Raw genomic sequence first — 19857 nt, 5'->3', positions numbered from 1 at the left:
TTCAACCACTTGTATTCACGAATCCCCAGCCGCGAGCCCCCTTTTGTTGTGTTTTTTTACTTGCAACTCACCACTTGCTACTTGATAACTTTCAACTTTAATTTGCTTGCACTTTTTCTTTGGTTTTTGCCTCCTGGTGCTTAAGCGCCAGCATCACTTCCCCGGATGCCCTTCCGGGCATCACTTCCTCGCGCCAGCGAGCATCACTTCCTGCCGGAGGCAGCATCACTTCTGACCTTGATGCCACCAACCCGCTATCCCCAACCCCGATCGTTCTCAAAGCCCAGATCCCGTATAGGAGCACTACGGGATGACACCCTTAGGTTAATCAGAAAGCATCACATTCTGTCATTCTGACAATGTACCTAGTCAGAATCTCGCTCTTCTCGTGCGACAAAATGGGTGGACAGACAGATTCTTACGGTCTCTGTTCCCACATTTGATGAAGAAAGAGAGAGATTGCATACAGTTACACTGAAGAGTAGCAGAGGAAATAAGACCGTTTCCTGTGAGGGAATAGATTCCTCCCTAACTTTGGTTCTCCTCGTGGCTCAGTAATTCTCGAGTTTTCAAGCGCGCAAGTTTTGCTACGATAATGTCGGGTACCCTTTCAAGCCTTGTGTTGTAAAATGTGACAATGTCGTTATAGTAAGCTCTTGCGAGTTCCAACCGATTCTCAGTGTCGGTCAACTCTTTCTGGAGTTTGGTGACTGCGCTACTTGACTTGAGTTCAGGGTAGTTTTCTACAAGAGACAGGAGGCTTTCTGCAGCTTCACCTTCGCTTTCTTTAACCTTTGCGCGCAATGCAGCAAGCTCTGTTTGAAGATCTTGCTCATGCCTCATCAGACCCGAAACTGATGCCGAAAGCCTGGGAATCAAGTCATGTCTTCTCTTAAGCTGAACTTCAACCTGTGAAAAGCCTTGCCTGACTCTTTCACGCAGAGTTTTCAGGCTGTTGTACACGATCCAGAACCAGCTTACCAGCCAAATTCCAAGATAAATCGCTGTGGGAGTCAAGTAGATTTCAGTGGCATGTGGTAACCATCTGTAAAAGCCCATTCTGGTAGAAATGAAGATAGAGATGAGAATAATAGCAAGACCACCCAGTGAAAGGAGCCAGTAGTTAAGAGCATAGGAACTACCGATCTTCTTTTCTTCTCTTGTGGAAATGAGAAATAATGGAGAGTCCTTATCATAGGCGACTTCCGGAGCCACGATATCTTCCCTTTCTCTTGCTTGACCGACAACATACACTTCCAAGCCTAAGGGAATAATCGTCTCAGTGAACATACGTCTGTGATCAGAGTTTGCCACCGAACTGGCCGGTCCCTTTCCATAATACAGAGGGTCAGATGGCCTGCATTGCAGGCTCATTACTCTCTCGCCTTCAATCTTCGCCTTTTCAGGCCTTATTTGAATTGCCCCAGTTTCGTCTCGAAGATCAAAAGGGCACATGGATTCACCGGAAGCCACGGTTTTCCATCCGCTTTCTGTTTTTGTTCTGGTCTTTGTTCTTCCCTGTGAATCAGTGTAAGTCTCCGTAGTTATCCTGCTCCAGTGTTCAGAAATACTCCACGAGTAATAGACACAGAGAGATTCAGTTAGAAAACTCGTAAGGGGATTCGCACATTCGACTTTTCCAGAGAGTTCAACCAAACCTATGAAAGTACCATGAGCCTTTGATGTCGGCATGTCATCAATAAGCCGTTTTCTTTTGTATGATTTGAATGAGAAGAAAAGCATAAGAAGCGATAGACCAAAACCAACAAACCTCACAAGCGAGCTTGAATCCACATATCTCACCACCAAAGCGCAACTTAGCAAAATGATCTACACGGATTTTAACATATAATTGTCCGCCGCTGCCTCAGATTGTCTTCATGTGTGAATGTCAGTTTAACAGAGATGGCAACTTTACTCTCAAATATTCGGGTTTTGGTTCGTGGGGAAACACAGGTTCGGGTGAGAAACTTTGGAGTAGTGATGCTGGGAAGTGCATCCCAGGAAGCGATGCCCGGAGAAGCGTGCGGGGAAGTGATGCGCTGAGAAGCATTGGCGGAAGAAATGATGACAAAGAACATATTGGACGCAATGCTGCCTGCGGCAGGAGGCCTTATCAGGTCCACCGTCAACGGTTCCCCGTCCTCCGAACTTAAGAGCAGAAGTGATTCTACTATAAAACATAAGAGGCAATGCGCCGAGGAACGTCGGCGGTCGCAAGGCTGCAAAAAAACATGCCAGTCTGCTGCGCAGGCCAGTCTCTGCCTCCGTCAGAGGCCAGTCACGTTCGGTGGCCAGTTCCGCTTCGCGGGCTAGGAGCCGCTGAACGCTTAAGAACGAAACCCCGCTGGTCGCTGTAAAAACCGAGAAAGAGCACGTCGGAGACGTTCGCTTCGCTCACGAGAAGATGAGAGCGAAAATAGGGACTGACAATTCTCCTCATGTCTGTCCCATTTTTCGCGTAAAAGGCAGAAATTCCAACCAGGACCTTTTTCGGGCGAACGGCCGTTCGCCCCTACAAGAGAACTGCACAGTCATCTTAAATTGTCATCGCGTAGCGCCTGCCCTGAAGCGCTCCTGTTCAGGGGGTCTGCACGGGATCTCGCATCTAGAAGCTGCTTTAAGCTGTGGAGATCAGTTGCAAATTGTCAGTTATGAAAGCCAAGAACCAGAAGAGAGTTTCCGATGAGTGCTGTTTTTTCATGACTGGTTGAGTCTAAACTCTCTCTAATCATGGGCTTGCCCAAGAACGAAGAACCTGGACGCGGAGCGTCGGAACGAAGAACAAGTTTTTTATTCGGAGAACGGAGAACCGTTCAACGGTCAACCAGTTTCTTTTGCTCTTACGAACCTGCAACCCCCGACCTCCTACCCCGGCCTTTCTTACAACTCACAACTTGCATCTTGGAACTTGCAACTGTTCTTTTCGGAGAACGGAGAACCGCTCAACGGTCAACGAGTTTCTTTTGCTCTTTCCAACTCCTACCTGCTAACCACCCCAGTTGTCCTCTCGGAGAAGGGAAGGTTGTTGGCGACCAACGGGTGACATCGAGTCCGTCAGTACGCAATCTAGACAAGCAATTTCAATAGCTCATCGTAGTTTTTTGCGATATTTACCGGACCTTTGTTCCTTCTGGTATGAGGTCCATACCATATGAAGTCGATACCGGCATTCAGTGAGCCTTTGTAGTCTGACTCCAAGCTGTCTCCAATGTAGACGACCTCGTCACTCTTGACACCTGCCATCCTCAAGGCTTCAATAAAAATTTCTGCATCGGGCTTTGCGGCGCCAGCCTCTTCTGAAGAAAGAGAAAACTCAAAGAATTCGTGCAAGCCGGCCGAAAGGAATCTGTTGTGCTGAACACGGTATACGCCATTTGTTATTATTGCCATTCGTTTTCCTTGGCGCCTCATGGTTATTAGAAACTCTTTCGCACCGGGAAGAAAGTAGGCTTTCCCAGAAAGCCTGGTAAGGTATTCATCGTTCAGTTCTTCGGGATCGAAGGTAACACCCATATAGTCACAATACTCTTTAAATCTGCCAACAACGACTTCTTCCTTTGTATTCTTTCCCTGCTCCAGAAAGCCCCACCATTTTGTGTTTATATTCTTGTATGAGTCTATCTGTTCATCGGAAAGATAAATATCTCTCAATTTGAAGAGTTCTAAAAGTGATTCGACCTCGCTTCTTTCGAAGTCAAGAATTGTATGATCAAGATCGAAGAAGTACATTCTGTAACGGCTGCTCAAAATCATTCCATCCTCAATATAACCTTCAGCGACGTTCTGGCCGCTTTGAAGGCTTCGTGTGCTTTGCTGAAATGAAGAGTCTTTGCTATCAGTGGTGTGGGATCGACAAATCCTCTTTCCAGTAATGAAATCGCCTTGTCAAATGGGCCGCATCGAGAGCCAACCAATTCTATCTCTCTTACCACAACTCTCGTCATATCGATGGAAGGGAATCCCTTATAGGTGCTTTTCAGAACTATCCTTCCCTTTGGCCTAACAATTGACAGGGCTTGGGCAAGCCCTCCGGGATTTCCAGTAGCTTCGATAACTATGTCAAAATACCTGTCGATGGTCTTCGCATCTTCAATTCCAGTAAAAGATACATTGCCAGTTTCCAGAAATTCGAGCCGCTCTTTATGTCTACCAATAAGCTGATGTTTTATCCCGTTTGCAGAAAGAACCATTGAAATCAGTAAGCCTAATTTCCCGTCGCCTATCAAGCAAACCTTATCATCACGGAGGTAATTTGCGGATTCGAGAGCGTCAACAGCGGCGGCCAAGGGTTCTATGAACACAGCTTTTTCATCTGAGACAGATTCCGGAATTTCGTGAAGGTTTTCGTCCGGCAGTACTGCATACTCTGCAAAGACACCGGGGTAGTCGGCAATACCGACTGTCCTAATATTCCTGCAGTGTTTGAAAAGTCCTATTTGGCATAGGTCGCAAGTTTTGCAGGGCACATTGATTTCGGTTGTCACACGCTTTCCAGAAAGAGAATTCGAGTCACTCTCAACTACCGTTCCGAGAAGTTCATGACCCAGAATTCCATAAAAGTTCATGTAGCCCTTTGTAATCTCGATGTCAGTATTACAGATTCCTGCAAGATTGACCTTAACCAGAGATGTCCCGGGAAGCCTTGTTGGGAAGGGGACTTCTTCAAGTCTGAGTTCTCCGTCAAAGATCAGTGCTTTCATCGTCTGAAGACCTTTTCGAGAGCATTTTCGATGTCTGCAAGGATGTCTTCATGATATTCCAGACCAGCGGAAATTCTAACAGTCCTGGCTGAGAAGCCGAATTTGTGTAGCTCTTCTTCGGGATAGTCTCTATGGGTCATCATTGCAGGTACTTCCACAAGAGTCTCGGCGTCTCCGAGTGAAACCGCGAGTTTGATGAGCTTCAGGTTGCGAACAAACTTCTCTGCGTTCTCTCTGGGTCCTTCGAGCTCGAAGCTTATTATTCCTCCAAAGCCGTTCATCTGCCGAGCAGCCAGTTCATGTCCTGGGTGGTCTTCGAACCCCGGATAAGAAGTCTTCACGACTTCTTTCTGAGCTTTTAGAAAATTGGCTATTGCGGTCGCGTTCTTCTCATGCCTTTCCATTCTCAGACCGAGTGTCTTCATACCTCTTAGCAGGAGCCAGGCGTTGAATGGGCTCAACACCCCTCCCAGTTCGCACATATATCCAAATTTAAGCTTCTGGATGTAATCAAAGTCCTTTGAAGTTGCGAATCCACCAACAACATCTCCATGACCTGATATGTACTTTGTGGCGCTGTGCAGAACAACATCGGCCCCGAAGTCTAGAGGTCTCTGAAAAACAGGCGTTGCAAATGTATTGTCTACAACCACCTTTACTCCCTTGGAGTGTGCAATTTCGCAAAGACCTTCTATGTCAATTATCTCGAGTGCTGGATTCGTCGGCGTTTCCAGGTATATCACCCTTGTTTCTGGAGTAATGGATTGCTTTACGATGTCTAGATCGGTCATGTCAATGAACTCTGTCTTAACGCCATAATTACTGATCAAATGATTTAGAAATCCGAACGTTGAACCGTAGAGGTTTCTGTGGGCAAGTATCGAATCGCCTGCCGCAGCGAATGACATTACAACTGAACTAATCGCAGCCATTCCCGAGGAGAAGGCCACTCCATCGGCTCCATTCTCTAGAGTCGCGAGCCTTTGCTCGAAGAGGTTTATGGTGGGGTTGCCGCCACGGGTATAGACGTACGCGCGCCGTTTAAATGAAAATGTGTCTTCGGCCTGCTGCAGATCCGTGAACGTGAACGTCGAAGTCATGTATATGGGAGCGTTTAGCGACTGGTTCTGATCCTCTTGCTCCGCAGCGTGAATAGACATTGTATCGAAATGATATTTTCTCTCTTCATCCACATCAAACACCTCGCTTCCTTCTGACATTATATCGCAGGTATGAAGAAGTGATACCTGAATCGATCCCAGGATTTTCGTCAAAACAACTCAAGTGAGGTGCGGATCTGTACGGAAAGGAATCGAATGTTTCACTTTAACGCTATACTACTGGCCCTTATACAGAAAGATGGGCGCCTTCAGAACTGCTAAGCGGTTCTCTTCTTTGCCTCTTCTATTTCTGCCTGAATCCTTAGTACAGTCTCAGGCTCTTCATAGAAGGAATAGGTATCTTCGGAAGTCTTCACTAGCAAGAAATAGTCTTTAATCTTTGGTTTGCCTATCATTTTGATTTTTTTTGCCGGCAAGAACATATCCCTCAGCGATGGAAGATACAGTTCCCCGGAAGACATGCTCATGTGAACTGAGACCTCATCTATCTCTTCTACTGGGACTCTCATACTGACCCTTCCACTCCCCGGAATATCGACGGTGAAGTGAAATGCATTTTCGTGTATTATCGCATAGCTCTGACTCATATTAACCTTCTCAATCTGAGCTACCCTGCCAAAGGTGTAGAACATAGAAGAGACTCTCTTCCTGTTATCGGGACCGGAGAGGCCGAGATTCTTTATCAATCTCTCTTTAGGGCGTTCATCTCCCATCCCCAACAATGCAGTGATGATGCAGATTATGTCACCAAAAAGGAATCCTGCCCTAAAATTTCCAAGAAGTACTGCAATTACCTCTGCAGCTACTGGGATAAGGGGGGCAATCAACAGAAGACGGTAATCAAACTTCTTTCTCAGAACAGTAAAGATTATGTAGGCAGGGGCGCATGCAAGGAAATACCAGAGAGGAGAGAGAAAAAATCTCGTGGCCGAGCCGGCTATCAATAAGAGAATTCCCAGCAACTAAATCACTTCCCAACACAGAAATCGCTGAAAATCCTCTCCAGCAGATCTTCTGTTACGTTTGTACCGAGGAGATCGTCGAGACTTCTGGCGGCCTGCTCGATCATGGTCCCTGTGACATCAACCGTCATTCCGTTTTCAATAGCCTCTATCGATCGGCCAATGAAATCCATAGCGTCCGAGAGCTTCTGCTTCTGTCTGGCACTAATAATCACTTCATTTCCAATAGAAGTTATGTCTTCGGTAAGCTTCAGCATAAGTCTTTCGAGGTCTTTCAGGCCCTCTCCGGTTCTTGCGCTTAATATGATATCGTAAGAACCCTTTTCTACTGTGCGTATGTCTGACTTGTTTGCCGCGACAATCAGTCGCTTTCCCTTCTTCTTGAGAGCCTCCTCGAGGTCTTTGTCAGTGTAGTTATGAGGGTCATGTAATAGGATCACTAATTCTGATTCTTCAATGGCTTCAAGGGTTCTTTCGATCCCAAGTTCTTCGATTTCATCTTCTGCCTCTCTTATACCGGCAGTATCGACTACGCGGAAGAGCACACCCTCGATATTTAGGTCTTCCTCTATCGTATCTCTCGTCGTTCCAGGAAGATCAGATACGATTGCCCTGTCTCGTTTCAACAATGCGTTCAGCAATGTGGATTTTCCAACGTTTGTCTCGCCTACGATTGCCGTTTTAATTCCCTGTGAGATCACAATGCCGTTCTGAGAGCTGGCAATAAACTCGGCGATCCTTTTTCTGAGATCTAAAAGGTTTTCAAGAAGAGAGGAGTAATCCGTCTCAATCTCCTCGGGATAGTTGAGCTCCACCTCTACTGTCGCAAGGAGCTCAATTATCTTCGCTCTGAATGAAATCACTTCTTCAGATAAATCGCCTCTGAAGCTCTTGATTGCAGCTTCAAGAGCCTTTTCTGTCTTTGAAGTTATCAGGGCGTTAATTGCTTCGGCACGAATGAGGTCGAATTTGCCATTCAGAACCGCCCGCTTCGTGAACTCCCCTGGCAAAGCCATTCTGAAACCCACTGCAAATAGCGCCTTAAGAGCGTTTTCAACTATCAGAGGATTGCCGTGAAAGGAAAGCTCTACAAGATCCTCACCCGTGTATGAAGCCGGTCCTTTGAAGAAAGTGACGACAACCTCGTCGATGTAACGATCATCTTGGGCAAACGTTGCCAGTTGTGCCCTTCTGTGCTGGAGAAGAGCCGTACCAGGCAGTAGATTTTGCAGGCTTTCGACTGTTCCTTTTCCAGAACATCGTATTACAGCCGTTGCAGAAATACCTCTGGGAGTAGATAAAGCACAGATTCGATCATTGAACAACTCTCTCAGCTCCAAGGAAAAGAGTTTTCAGTGTCTTCATTAGATGTCTCTCCGGTACTCCATACAGAATCGACTTTCCTTCACGCTCGTTTACTACAAGCCTTCGTCCCTTTATCCCAAGCGACTCACGTATATGATTCTCACCGTGAACCATAATAATGCTCTCCGAATAAGAATCATATTCAACCGAACTTATTCCGATCTTAAATGCTCCTAGTCTTACGCGTGAGGCATCGAGAAGAGAAGTAACTTGATAGGGAAGGCGACCGAATCTGTCGATGAGCTCGCTTTCAAGTTCATTTATCTCATTCTCCTCTTTACAGACTGCGATTCTCCGATAGATCTTCAATCTTTCAATCGAGTCGGATACATAATCTTCGGGAATAACCATGTCAAACGGGATATTCTTCAGTTCTGTGTCGACCGCGCGTTCCTCAACTCCAATATCCTCTTCTCCGCGGAGTTCTCTCATCGCCTTTTCCACCATCTCTCGATACAAGTAAAGTCCTACGGAGTTTATATTTCCATGCTGTTCCGCACCGAGCAGCGTACCAAATCCCCTTATTTCAAGATCACGCATTGCGATCTTCATTCCACTTCCCGCACCTGAGAACTCCTTCAGTGCCTTCAGCCTTTCTCTGGAAGGATCTGAGAGCCTCTTTGGATCATAGAGGAAGTAAGAGAAAGCTCTTCGATTGCTTCTACCTACCCTACCCCTCAGCTGATAAAGCTGAGCAAGGCCGTACCTTTGCGAATCATCGACGATCAGGGTATTCGCGTTCGGTACGTCGACTCCGCTTTCAATTATCGTAGTACATAGAAGCATGTCCAGTTCGCCAAGATAGAAGTCCCTAATGGTGCGCTCAAAAGCGGTTTTGTTCATCTGGCCGTGGGCGACCTCAACCCTGACTTCAGGAAGAAGGCTCCTCAATTTCGAAAGTAGTTCGGGTAATTCGGTGACTCTATTGTGAACGAAAATCGTCTGTCCGCCTCTATTGGTCTCCCTAAGCACTGCCGTTCTTATCAATCTATCGTTGATTGCTCCTACGTAAATCTCCGGGGAAGTTCTTCCGGAAGGAGGTGTAGATATTATCGAGAGATCTCTCAAGCCCGAAAGAGACATATACAGTGTTCTGGGTATTGGTGTTGCACTCATTGACAGAACATTGATCTGCAATCTCAGCTTTTTAAAGTGTTCCTTCTGTAGAACCCCGAACAGCTGTTCTTCGTCCACGACAATGAGACCCAGATCTGCAAACCCCACCTCTTTGGATAGCAAAGAGTGGGTTCCAACGACCACATCGACTTCGCCGTTCTTCAGTTTCTTCAGAAGCCTGCCTCTCTGTGTATCGGTTCGGTATCTGTCGAGTATCTCGACTCTTATTCCAAATGGACTGAGCCGACCCTCGAAGTTGTCGTAGTGCTGACGCGCAAGCACTGTTGTGGGAACCATCACGGCAACCTGTTTTCCAGAGACAATCGTTCTGAAAATAGCCCGTAACGCAACTTCTGTCTTTCCGTACCCGGCATCTCCGCTTATAAGTCTGTCCATAGGCTTGTTGCTTCCAAGGTCTTCAAGAACTTCTTCGACAGCTTTTTGCTGGTCTTCTGTTTCAACATAGGGAAAGCTTTCTCGAAAGCTCTTCTCCATCTCGCTTTCTCCAGTCAGAGAAATTCCCGAGGTCACTTCTCTTGAGCCATAGAGATTCGAGAGTTCGCCAATCAAGGCCGTGACTTCCCTTTTCACCTTCGATTTCTGTCTGTTCCACGCTGTACCGCGCAGGGAGTTCAACTGAATTCCTTCGGTGGTTCCTATGTATTTGTGAACACGATCTACTCTGTCCACGGGGACGTAGATCTTGTTATTATCTCTGTATTCCAGCAGAAGATACTCTCTAGTTCCTAGAATGTTCTCGACCGTCCTCACGCCAAGATATCGTCCGATACCATACTCTTTGTGGACCACGTAGTCTCCCTCTTCAAGTTCCGTCCAGTCGACAACGGGTATTCTCGGCAAGAACTCTTCCTCTCTTCTGGGTCTCTTGATAATCTCCAGTTCTTCGCTGATTTCGGTATCATAGTCTAGGGAGGAAACCCGATCGTCGGACACAATCGAATACTCTCTCAACTTCATCAGAACTTCTGAGGATATTCCACCATACCTTATGTAAAGGAATTTTCTTACTGCCTTATCTGACAAGAGCTCTAGAGTTTCACGCTCTCGCCTTCCAAACTCGAGTATGGCATCGTCAGGCTTGACGAAGATCACTTTGTAGTCATCGAGAAAGTCAAGAAGAATCGACTGCCGCTCGTAGAAGATCCCCGCGGTTGTATCCATTGTATCGAGACGGTCGAAAAGAATTTCATCCTTCGAACCGATTGCCTTCTCGGCCGCAGAGATTCTTTTGAGAGCGAGCTCCCTATAAGGAGAAGACGTTATGCCTTCGGCCGCAGGGGTGATATATGCATCGATCAATCTATCTAAACTCTTCTGTGAAGCAGGATCGAATCTCCTTATCGATTCGATTTCCCTGTCAAAAGTGTCTATCCTGATCGGTCTTTCTGTTCCGGGAACAAAGATATCCACAATACCGCCCCTGATTGCAAATTCACCGGGAATCGTCACGCTAAAGGATCTAGAATAGCCAAGGCTTTGAAGCTGATCTTCGTTTAGAGTGAACGGGCCGCCGACTTCAACCTTCAAAGACAGAGTTTCGAATACATCGATTGGCACAGTTTTTCTCAGAATACCGTGAAAGGATGTATAGACGGTCCGGAGCTCCCTCAAGAGAAGCTTTCTAAGCAGCGCAAGCCGTTCTGATCTTATTCTTGGGGAGGTGCCAATCTCTTCAAAGGGAAAGACATCATGAGAAAAGAAGAATCCATCTCCTTCTCTCTTCTCATGAATATCTACGAAGGACTCCAGCATCCTTTCACTAGGAAAAATTACAATGCTCCTGGAATTACTTTTGGCTTCTTTCTCTATCCAGGAAATCGGATCGTTTACTTTATGTAATACTCGTTCCAAAGCAACCTCCAAAGCCTCTTTATAACAGTGTTAGCCCCTCTAAGCTGTATCGTTTCTCTGTTCCCTTTGAATCTGTCGGTGTAGGTCTTAATTGAACTGCCTATCCTAATACCGGAGCAGACAAGCCCCACCGGTTTGAAGTCGCTACCGCCTGAAGGACCGGCTATTCCAGTTACTGAAAGGCCCACGTCTGTTCCGAAGAGAATTTCTGTTCCTGCAGCCATCTCAAATGCCACCTCTTCGGAGACGGCTCCATATTGTCTGAGAGTGTTTTCGCTAACGTTCAACAAAGACGACTTGACTTTGTTTGAATAGGAGACAATACCGCCGGGAAACAAAGTCGACACTCCCGGAACAGAAGTGAGAAGCGCAGAGAGCCTTCCTCCCGAACAGGACTCTGCAATCGAAATTGTCAGCTTCCTGTCTCTCAACTCCCTTACCACAACATCGACGAGTTCCTCGCCTGAAGTTGTATATATATATTTATTCCAGCGATCGGTGAAAAGATTGCATAGTTCCTCCAACGCCGATTCGTCATTGGCCGTAAGAATTACCGTTGGTCCTGAATAGTAGCGTACTCTCGTGACGAACTTCACATCCGTGAATTTCGAAAGCATTTGCTCGGTGAAGTCTTCCACTTCGGGTTCGGTCAAGTCAACGAATCCTATAGTCCTACTGAACGTAGCAGAAGGAAGTGAAATATGCTTCAATGCCTCTTTGAAAACAGTCTCCATCTCCATTGGAGGACCGGGAAGTATCACTATTTCATTACTCTCTGTTCTTATGAAGGCGCCTCTTGCGCTTCCGGAGGAATTTGGCAGCTGAACAGAGTCCTGTATAACGAATGCCTGACGTTTCAAACCGGTAGGAGCCTCTCTTGAGAACCTTCTTGTGAAACTCTCTACAAGAGCAGAATGGTAATTTCCATCATAAAGGAGTTCTCTTCCGAGATAGTCGGCGACCGACTGGAGGGTTATATCGTCGAAGGTACTTCCAAGCCCTCCGGTGATCAGCAGAAGATCTGATCTGTCGAGAGCATTTCTGATCTCGCGCATGATGAACTCTTTACTATCCGGAACAACAACTATTGATTGGACTTCAAATCCGAGGGCAGTTAGTCTCTCTGCAAGATAGCCTCCGTTGCTGTCTTTTACAATCCCTTTTGTGATTTCGTCTCCTGTGAGAAGGATCGCAGCCTTCAAGTGACCACCTCCTCGTCAATTGTATCACCAAACGGCTGGTGGTATAATCGATTGCCGGGGGAGCCCAAAGGGCTGAGAGTGCTGAAAGCAGACCCCATGAACCTGATCCGGTTAGCACCGGCGTAGGGACGGCCATGGATAGCGCCTCCGGTAATCTCTTTTGGAGGTGTTTTTTATGAGAAGAACATTTTTGGTCTTATCATTGATCCTCTTCATTCCATTTTCGACATTGTTGCCGCTCAAGATTTATTCATACGATTCCCTTCAACCGCTGGCCCAGGAGACTTTTGCGAAATTTACAGAAAAGACGGGAATTGCCGTGGAGTTTCGCGCTGTTGGAGATTCGGGTTCTCTGCTGAGCTTGATTATCTCCGAGCGTGAGAATTTCGATGGAGATGTCGTGATTGGAATTGACAACCTTCTTTCGAGACGAGCCTTCGAAGAAGGTATCTTTCTTTCTTACAGACCCCAGGGCTATGAGAAGATCATCGATCAGGATCTTCTGCTCGATAGTCAGTGGAGACTAACCCCGTATGATTTCGGAGGGATCGCGCTAATATGTGATACTAGCCAGATAAAAGAGCCTATTGAAACGATTTGGGATCTAACCGGGCCGGAGTATCGAAGGAGCGTGATTATTCAAGATCCCAGAACCTCGAGTACCGGTCTATCTTTCCTCGCCTGGACTTACCTGCTTTTTGGCGAGCGATTCGAGGAATTCTGGCAGGCCTTCAAGCCTTCAATACTCACAGTCTCTCTGGGGTGGGATGACTCTTTCCAGAAATTCGAGTCCGGCGAGGCTCCAATAATGGTTTCCTATGCCACAGATGGAGCATATTCAATGCATTATTATGGAGAATCGATATACATGACAGTAATTCCGGAAGGCAGGGGTTACGTCCAGATTGAGGGAGCGGGAATCATAAGATTGACGCAGAATTTGCACGATGCTGAAATGTTCATGGACTTTCTTCTAAGTGAGGACTTTCAGCGTCATATTCCCCTTAACCAGTGGATGTTTCCCGTAATTGACGTCGAAATGCCCCCGGCCTTCGATTATGCCGTAAAGCCGGAGAAGATCTTGAAATTATCTGCCGGGGTGGATCTTTCCGAACTCATCTCCAAGTGGGAAGAGGTAATTTACGAAAGGTAAATCCCTGACAATATCTGCAGTCGGCATCGCGGCCGTTGTTTTGCTGCCGTTATTCTTTGCCTTCGGAAATCTGAAGCTAGATACGATCTTTGCAGTGATTTCATCAGCTTCGTTCAAATCGATTGCCGGGTTCACGCTCAAGCAGGCGCTTCTCAGTACATTTTTGGCAATGATTGTCGGTTTCCCAGCGGCAGTGCACTATGCCAGAAGCAAGGGTCGTCTTTCCCGTCTATTGGGCATAACAACCTATATACCGTTCTTCTTTCCCAGCATATCGATGGCAATAGGTTTCCTGGCAGTTTACGGCAGGAATGGGCTCTTCAACAACCTGATGTCTTTTGCCGGTCTGGAGAGGGTACAGATTCTTTATTCTATGGGGGCAGTTTTACTTGGACACGTCTTCTACAACGCACCTATTGTCATACTAGTTCTTGGGAATGCACTAAGAAGGTTGCCCACAGATGTTCTAGAGAGTTCCAAGATAGATGGATCAGGGAGAATGCGAAGACTTCTGCGAGTAGAACTACCTCTTGTCACTCCGGCAATTATCAATTCCGCGCTTCTAATCTTCACCTATTGTTTCACCTCTTTTGCCGTTGTCCTGATATTGGGTGGGGCGCAATTCGCTACCCTGGAAGTTTCAATCTACATGAATTTCAGACTGTTGGCGGCACCGCAGAACGCAGTCGTTCTTGCAGTAGTTCAATTCATATTCATAATGCTGTTCGGATTACTCATTTCACTGAGCGAGAAGAGCTCATCCTTTGAGCAGGGTGAGCAGTATCTGGAAAAGAACAGATTCACGGGCATCTACTCATGGCTATTTGTCCTCTTCGAATGGATACCGATTCTTGGCGCTCTCTTCAGTTCATTCTACGACTGGACAAGAAAAGAATTCATCTTCGGGAGAATAACGAAGCTGTTTGCAGAAAAGCTTGTGCTTCTCGGAACGGGATTGGTAAACACATTGGTCAATTCAATAACGCTTTCGTTTCTTGCAGCCGTTGTGACCGTAGCGATTGCCTTTTTTCTTTCGTGGCAAGCAAGGGGCACCTCTCGAGGCTCGAGATATCTAAGAATTGTGTCATTGATCGCTCTGTCCGTAACGCCTTCGATTCTTGCCGTTTCGTATCTCACAGCATTTGGAAGTTTCCCTGTTCCACTGCTGTTGGCGCTGCTTTACATAGTTATCTCGTTGCCCGTTGCTTTGAACTACATAAGTGGTCAGGTGATCGGTGCAGAGCTTGCCTTCCTGGAGGCGGCACAACTCGACGGAGCTTCTAAGCTTGCGCGCGTATGGTATATGATAATCCCTTTCTTTAGAAGCACGATCATTTACGCGGTAACTGTAGTCTTCGCCATTTCTATGGGCGAATTTGGTGGGTCGCTCATACTCGGGAGCAAAGACTTCCCTACCTTTGCAGTTGCCATCTACAGACTAAATGGAAGCCGCTATCTACTGGAGGCAAGGTTCTTAAGTTCGGCCCTTGGAATTATTATTATCTCTGTTGTCGCTATTTCCCGGTGGTTTGCACAAAGACCTGAGAGAAGTATTCGCAGCACTCCCTGATTCCACAAGTTTCGCACTTCGGGCCTATGGGTCTGCAGACTTCCCTGCCAAACTCGACCATCGACCCGTTAACGGGACCCCATATCTTGGGTGGCAAGATCTTCATCAGAGCAAACTCGGTGTCGTCAGGCTTCTTCGTCTTTACCCATCCCAGCCTGTTTGCGATTCTGTGAACATGAGTATCAACGGCAAGGGCATCCCTTCCGAATGAAACGTTTAGGACGATGTTCGCCGTCTTTCTGCCAACTCCGGGGATTGTGACTAATCCTTCAAGAGTGTCAGGCACCGAACCGTCGAAGCTATCCATGATTATCTTCGCGCAGTTTATTATTCTTGCCGCTTTCTGTCTATACATTCCCGAAGCTTTGATCAGCTCGTAAAGATCTTCGGGTTCTGCCTTCATCAGAGACTGCGGATCGGGATAAACCGAGAAGAGCCTGCGAGAGGCCTCCTCGGTATTCTCATCTCTCGTTCGCTGACTCAATATTGTGCTCACCAAAACCTTGAAGGGTTCTTCATAGTCGCGACCTCTTGGAAAGTTTTCTACTATCCATTCCGATACTGCCGCAGGCGAGCAGTCAGACTTAGACATTGCCTCCCTCCAGGAAGGTCTTGTATGCTCTGTAGGTCTCATAAAGGTCCGCCTTAGAGAGAAGTTCGAAAGGTGAATGCATACCGAAGACGGCCGTTCCAGCATCCACTACAGTGACACCTCTTTCGGCGAAGAATTTCGCAACTGTTCCTCCGCCTCCCCTGTCGACTTCTCCTAAGATAGTACTCTGCCAGTGAACTCCCTTCTCGTTAAGAAGGTTTCTCACATAGCCCATGAACTCCGCGCTGGCTTCGCTGGTTCCAGATTTTCCTCTGGAACCGGTGTATTTCAATATTGCGATTCCGTATCCGAGTCTTGCAGCATTTGCCTGGTCGTGAGCATCCTTGAAGGTCGGGTCAAATCCTGCAGCAACATCTCCCGATATCATTCTGGATTTCTCGAGAAGGAAGTCTATCTCATAAAGTCCCTTCTCTCCTGAAAGGTTGAGAAGCTTCTCGATAAACGCGACCCAAAACCGCCCCTTTGCTCCAGTAACGCCTTCACTTCCTATTTCCTCCCTGTCGAAGAGAAGGACCATTGCCGTTCGCTTTGGTTTATTTATTGTAGACATGTCCTTAAGCGCTGTAATAGCAGTGTATGAACAGACCCTGTCATCATGAGCGTAAGCACCGATCATAGATCGATCAAGTCCGACTTCCCTCGGTTCGATAGCCGGCACAAGCTGGATGTCCGCAGAGAAGAAGTCTTCTTCGACAAGTCCGTACTTTTCATATAACAGATTAAGGAACATCAGCTTCACTGGATTCTCAAAGTCCTTGACATCCGTTATCGGAATAGATCCGGACATAGCGTTGAGATCCTTCCCTTGAAAGACCTTTCTGAAATCTCCTTCCCTGTTGTCCAAATGAGGTAGAAGATCAGAAATCACGAAAACGGGATCATCGCTGCTCATTCCAATTGAGACATCTACCGATTCTCCATTGCTCCTGACTACGGTTCCTACGAAGGCTAAAGGGATATTGAGCCACTGATACTTCTTGACTCCGCCGTAGTAGTGTGTCTTGAGCATTGCGAGCCCCGAATCTTCTACTAGAGGACTTGGCTTGAGATCCAATCTAGGAGCATCTAGGTGAGCTGCTACCATGTCGATGCCATCCTTCAGGTCTTCACCGATGACTGCTGCGATTAGGGCCTTGCCGCCCTTTGTGATGTATATACGATCACCCTTTTTAACGCCGCCTTCCTCAAATGAAGAGAGTGGTTTGAACCCATTTTCCCGGAGAAGGTCCACAAGATGCCTGACGGCCAGACGTTCTGTTACGGATTTGCCGATGAAGTTCATATAATCTTTTGAATAGGCAAAGACCGCATCTCTGTCGAGTGTGAACCAGGCGTTCTTTTTCTTCAAAGTAAGCTTTTCACCGAGCTTCTTGACTTCTTCCTTTTTCAATACTTCACCTCCATGAAAGTCTGTTTCGTTCCAACTTCTTTAATTTTATCGGATTTGTTTGTTTTTTTCGACCTGCATTGATTTGCTTTTCTTACATAAGTCGAGGTTCTGTGTTTTGCTGTTCTCTTTTGATGATTCGCATGTAAAAAGAATTTCAGTCTATAATTGAATGATATGATTAATCTGGATTAATTAGTATAATTAACTTGCAAAGTTGAACCCTGTTCGCTTATCCATCGTCATATAAAACAGATTAGGGTGGTATGGTTGGACGAGAAGAAGTTAATAGATGGACTGAAGAAGAAGAAAGTCTGGGCCTACGAAGTCTTGTATGATGATTACGCCCCGAGATTGGGTAGTGTCATCAAATCGTACCTTGGTTTTGATGACGTTGAAGATGTGATTCAAGAGGTCTTTATAAAGGTCTTTAAGAACGTCAGGAAGTTCCGAGGTGATGCGAAGTTATCGACGTGGCTGTACAGAATCGCAGTTAATGTCTGTAAGGACACACTTGCAAAAAGAAAACGGAATAACGAGTTTCTGACTGATTTCAGAGAGAACGAGGATAAAGCAACTTTTGAGCCGCCAGCAACAACTAATGTATTTAGAGAAGTAATGGACGAGATTTCTTTTGAAGAGTTGATGTCCGTAGTTGGAAAGCTTTCTGAGGATGACCGTTTGCTTATTAAGTTAAGAGACATAGATGATCTGTCGTACGAGGAGATTGCCGACATACTCGATAAACCGGTTGGAACGGTGAAGAGCCGGTTGCACTATGCTCGAAAGAGACTTAAGGAGCTTCTCGAGGAGGTAGGTTACATTGGATGAAGAAAGATTTGTCCACATTTTGGATCGAGAGATCCCTTATGAGGAACTGAGGGTAGATGAAAAGAAAAACCTGAAGAGCTATGTGAAGGTTCTGGGAGCATTGAAAGAGAGTTGCTGCTACAGACCTTCGGATGACTTGAAGAAAAGGACAGTCAGCAAGATTAGAAAGCTGAAGAATAAACCTTACAGAATGCTGGGAACGGTAGCGGCGTGCTTGGTGCTAGGTTTGTTCTCTGTTTCGTTCTTCACAGGCAACACCATTTTGATCAAGAAGAAGGGAGACCTCTATCAGCTGGCAAACGTTCTCGGTTACAGCTCGACTCTTGACGAAAGGCTCAGGGTCAATCTTACTGCCTTTCCCCAAGAGGAAACTGAGAGAAACGACGTTGCGATGATGGAGCAGGAAATGGAGCGCTCTCTTGGCTTTCTCAGTCAACCGGATGATCAGAATGACTTTGAGATTTCAGGAATTAACACGACTTATTGATCCATACACGCTCTAAGACACAGAAGGAGTGAAATCGCCGTGAAAAAGCTGTCCGTACTCGTTGTCCTGTTGATTATTGTCGGGCTGGCGGTTGGAAAGGATGCTGTCGAAGAGTTGACGACACTAGTAAATACCTTGAAGAACTCTTCGTATGAAGTAGACAGATATGTACAAGAGAGCGGAATAGTTACTACTGCGAAGAACGAGCGAGTAATAAAATCCGGTCCTTACAAACTGGTTACATCTTTCTCCTCTGCGAAGGGGGAGTTCGGCTGGGTTAGAAACAGCTCAGGTAATTTTGCCATCTTCCGAACTAGAAGCGTCGCCTTTGAACCGCTCATTAATATCAAGGACTTTGAAGACAACTTCGTGGATCTTGTCAACAGTAAGTCATATACGGTCGATCTCTTTCTCGACCTTCCTAACAGTAGAAAGATTACTATTTCCTCCGGCACCCTCTCTTTCGATGTTACATATGATGACAACTTCAAACTGCTTAAGCTTGTGAAGTCTTATCCTTTTCACACAATAAGCGCGAGCTACCGCAATTACTCGGAGATGTCGCATGAGTCTTTGACCAAGCTTTCAAATGCGACTGAAGGCATGATAATAATCCGTCCTCCAGTGTATTTTTCGGAGTCAATGTTTGAAAAGCATTTCGCCTGGTCTTCCATGGACTTCGCCACTGATGGAAAGACTTATCTATACACTCTTCTTATGTATTCGACGGAATATGGGCGGATGGTTCTGTATTTCTCATTCAACACGGAGCCCGACTATCTTCAGAAGTTTTCCGCTCAGATGGCTGAGGCAAACAGCTTCAGCTACGCAATAGAAAGACTATCTGTCTCTTCTGCAGTAAGTCTTCTGGGAATGGTTGATACAAAGACTTTGAAGTCACTTCTTGAAGACCTTTACTAGTGGTTAAGCCTTTCACTCAAAAAATAAGTCTTATTGAGGTTTTCATAAATCTTTTTCTAAACTGAATGAATTCTGTTGTATAATCAGTTCAAACCTTTTGTGGAGGCTTTAATTGTATGGAAATCAAAGACACGATAGCTCTTCTTAAAAGCAGGGGATACAGAATCACTCCTCAACGAGTTGCGATTATCAGGATTCTCAGGGATCATGAAGGTCATCCGGGAGCTGAGGAGGTTTTTAGGTCTGCAATACAGCTATATCCAAATATATCTATGGCGACAGTTTACAACGTAATGGAAGTTCTCGAAAAGGAAGGAATTATTAGGGCTATTGCAGTTTCAAAGAACTCGAGGCGATATGATCCCAATATCAAACCACACGGTCACTTCATCTGTGATTCTTGCGGGAGAGTCTTCGATATTCCCACGAATTACTACGAAGCCTGCATGAAAGAACTTCCTCCTGAACTGGCTGAATTTGAGGTAACCTCTCTTGAGCTTATCTACAAGGGGCTATGTTCAGACTGCAAGCATATTAAGTAATCACTTCTTACG

General features: G+C 46.2%; 16 protein-coding genes and 1 riboswitch. Of the genes, 6 read left to right on the top strand and 10 right to left on the bottom strand.

The window, feature by feature from the left end:
• Positions 1–528: 528 nt before the first annotated feature.
• The 8 genes from Y697_RS06545 to Y697_RS06510 form a co-directional block, all read right to left on the bottom strand.
• Positions 529–1794, bottom strand: a complete 1266-nt coding sequence (locus tag Y697_RS06545; protein WP_121550841.1) for a LemA family protein — start codon at positions 1792–1794, stop codon at positions 529–531.
• Between the two features lie 1275 nt (positions 1795–3069).
• Positions 3070–3756: a YjjG family noncanonical pyrimidine nucleotidase gene (locus Y697_RS06540; RefSeq protein WP_183083740.1), complete on the bottom strand. Its 687-nt coding sequence runs from the start codon at positions 3754–3756 to the stop codon at positions 3070–3072.
• Complete coding sequence (locus tag Y697_RS06535; RefSeq protein WP_121550840.1) at positions 3753–4703, bottom strand: alcohol dehydrogenase catalytic domain-containing protein; 951 nt, start codon at positions 4701–4703, stop codon at positions 3753–3755. The genes Y697_RS06540 and Y697_RS06535 overlap by 4 nt, the downstream gene beginning before the upstream one ends.
• Complete coding sequence (locus tag Y697_RS06530; RefSeq protein ID WP_259462344.1) at positions 4700–5923, bottom strand: PLP-dependent aspartate aminotransferase family protein; 1224 nt, start codon at positions 5921–5923, stop codon at positions 4700–4702. Before Y697_RS06530 ends, Y697_RS06535 begins: the two co-directional genes overlap by 4 nt.
• A 158-nt stretch (positions 5924–6081) precedes the next feature.
• The gene (locus Y697_RS06525) at positions 6082–6786 is read right to left on the bottom strand and encodes a hypothetical protein (RefSeq protein WP_121550839.1); all 705 of its coding nucleotides are present in this window, start codon (positions 6784–6786) and stop codon (positions 6082–6084) included.
• 5 nt (positions 6787–6791) lie between these two features.
• Positions 6792–8111 (bottom strand): tRNA uridine-5-carboxymethylaminomethyl(34) synthesis GTPase MnmE, encoded by a 1320-nt coding sequence (gene mnmE / locus Y697_RS06520; RefSeq protein WP_121550838.1) that lies wholly within the window; start codon positions 8109–8111, stop codon positions 6792–6794.
• Positions 8101–11139 carry a transcription-repair coupling factor gene (gene mfd, locus Y697_RS06515; RefSeq protein ID WP_121550837.1) on the bottom strand — a complete coding sequence of 1013 codons (3039 nt, stop codon included), beginning with the start codon at positions 11137–11139 and terminating at the stop codon, positions 8101–8103. The genes mnmE and mfd overlap by 11 nt, the downstream gene beginning before the upstream one ends.
• On the bottom strand, positions 11115–12341 hold the full coding sequence (locus tag Y697_RS06510) for a nicotinamide-nucleotide amidohydrolase family protein (protein ID WP_121550836.1): 1227 nt from the start codon (positions 12339–12341) through the stop codon (positions 11115–11117). Before Y697_RS06510 ends, mfd begins: the two co-directional genes overlap by 25 nt.
• Positions 12342–12387: 46 nt before the next feature.
• Positions 12388–12488: riboswitch (TPP riboswitch) on the top strand.
• Between the two features lie 28 nt (positions 12489–12516).
• On the opposite strand from Y697_RS06510, the gene Y697_RS06505 reads away from it, so the two are divergent.
• Positions 12517–13494: a thiamine ABC transporter substrate-binding protein gene (locus tag Y697_RS06505; RefSeq protein WP_121550835.1), complete on the top strand. Its 978-nt coding sequence runs from the start codon at positions 12517–12519 to the stop codon at positions 13492–13494.
• Positions 13495–13534: 40 nt separating this feature from the next.
• Positions 13535–15064 carry an iron ABC transporter permease gene (locus Y697_RS06500; RefSeq protein ID WP_259462343.1) on the top strand — a complete coding sequence of 510 codons (1530 nt, stop codon included), beginning with the start codon at positions 13535–13537 and terminating at the stop codon, positions 15062–15064.
• Here Y697_RS06500 and nth read toward each other — a convergent pair.
• Together nth and Y697_RS06490 are read right to left on the bottom strand one after the other, a co-directional pair.
• Positions 15009–15656 carry an endonuclease III gene (nth, locus tag Y697_RS06495; RefSeq protein WP_121550834.1) on the bottom strand — a complete coding sequence of 216 codons (648 nt, stop codon included), beginning with the start codon at positions 15654–15656 and terminating at the stop codon, positions 15009–15011. The genes Y697_RS06500 and nth overlap by 56 nt on opposite strands.
• The gene (locus Y697_RS06490) at positions 15649–17067 is read right to left on the bottom strand and encodes an aminopeptidase (RefSeq protein WP_121550833.1); all 1419 of its coding nucleotides are present in this window, start codon (positions 17065–17067) and stop codon (positions 15649–15651) included. Before Y697_RS06490 ends, nth begins: the two co-directional genes overlap by 8 nt.
• Before the next feature lie 267 nt (positions 17068–17334).
• Here Y697_RS06490 and Y697_RS06485 point away from each other — a divergent pair, with 267 nt between their 5' ends.
• From Y697_RS06485 to Y697_RS06470, 4 genes are all read left to right on the top strand, one after another.
• Positions 17335–17895 (top strand): RNA polymerase sigma factor, encoded by a 561-nt coding sequence (locus Y697_RS06485; RefSeq protein ID WP_121550832.1) that lies wholly within the window; start codon positions 17335–17337, stop codon positions 17893–17895.
• A complete protein-coding gene (locus Y697_RS06480; protein WP_121550831.1) occupies positions 17888–18382 on the top strand; it encodes a hypothetical protein in 495 nt (164 codons plus the stop codon). The genes Y697_RS06485 and Y697_RS06480 overlap by 8 nt, the downstream gene beginning before the upstream one ends.
• 39 nt (positions 18383–18421) lie before the next feature.
• Positions 18422–19303 (top strand): hypothetical protein, encoded by an 882-nt coding sequence (locus Y697_RS06475; protein WP_121550830.1) that lies wholly within the window; start codon positions 18422–18424, stop codon positions 19301–19303.
• Positions 19304–19419: 116 nt separating this feature from the next.
• On the top strand, positions 19420–19845 hold the full coding sequence (locus Y697_RS06470) for a Fur family transcriptional regulator (protein WP_121550829.1): 426 nt from the start codon (positions 19420–19422) through the stop codon (positions 19843–19845).
• The last annotated feature ends 12 nt before the right edge of the window (positions 19846–19857 follow it).

The organism is Mesotoga sp. BH458_6_3_2_1 (assembly GCF_003664995.1).
Lineage (GTDB): Bacteria > Thermotogota > Thermotogae > Petrotogales > Kosmotogaceae > Mesotoga.
This window is presented reverse-complemented; position numbering and strand designations above follow the sequence as displayed.

Bases quoted from the DNA above. Each gene is read 5' to 3' on its own strand.
- Y697_RS06540 (WP_183083740.1), bottom strand. From the start codon at position 3,756: ATGATTTTGAGCAGCCGTTACAGAATGTACTTCTTCGATCTTGATCAT.
- Y697_RS06535 (WP_121550840.1), bottom strand. From the start codon at position 4,703: ATGAAAGCACTGATCTTTGACGGAGAACTCAGACTTGAAGAAGTCCCC.
- Y697_RS06530 (WP_259462344.1), bottom strand. From the start codon at position 5,923: ATGTCAGAAGGAAGCGAGGTGTTTGATGTGGATGAAGAGAGAAAATAT.
- Y697_RS06505 (WP_121550835.1), top strand. From the start codon at position 12,517: ATGAGAAGAACATTTTTGGTCTTATCATTGATCCTCTTCATTCCATTT.
- nth (WP_121550834.1), bottom strand. From the start codon at position 15,656: ATGTCTAAGTCTGACTGCTCGCCTGCGGCAGTATCGGAATGGATAGTA.
- Y697_RS06470 (WP_121550829.1), top strand. From the start codon at position 19,420: ATGGAAATCAAAGACACGATAGCTCTTCTTAAAAGCAGGGGATACAGA.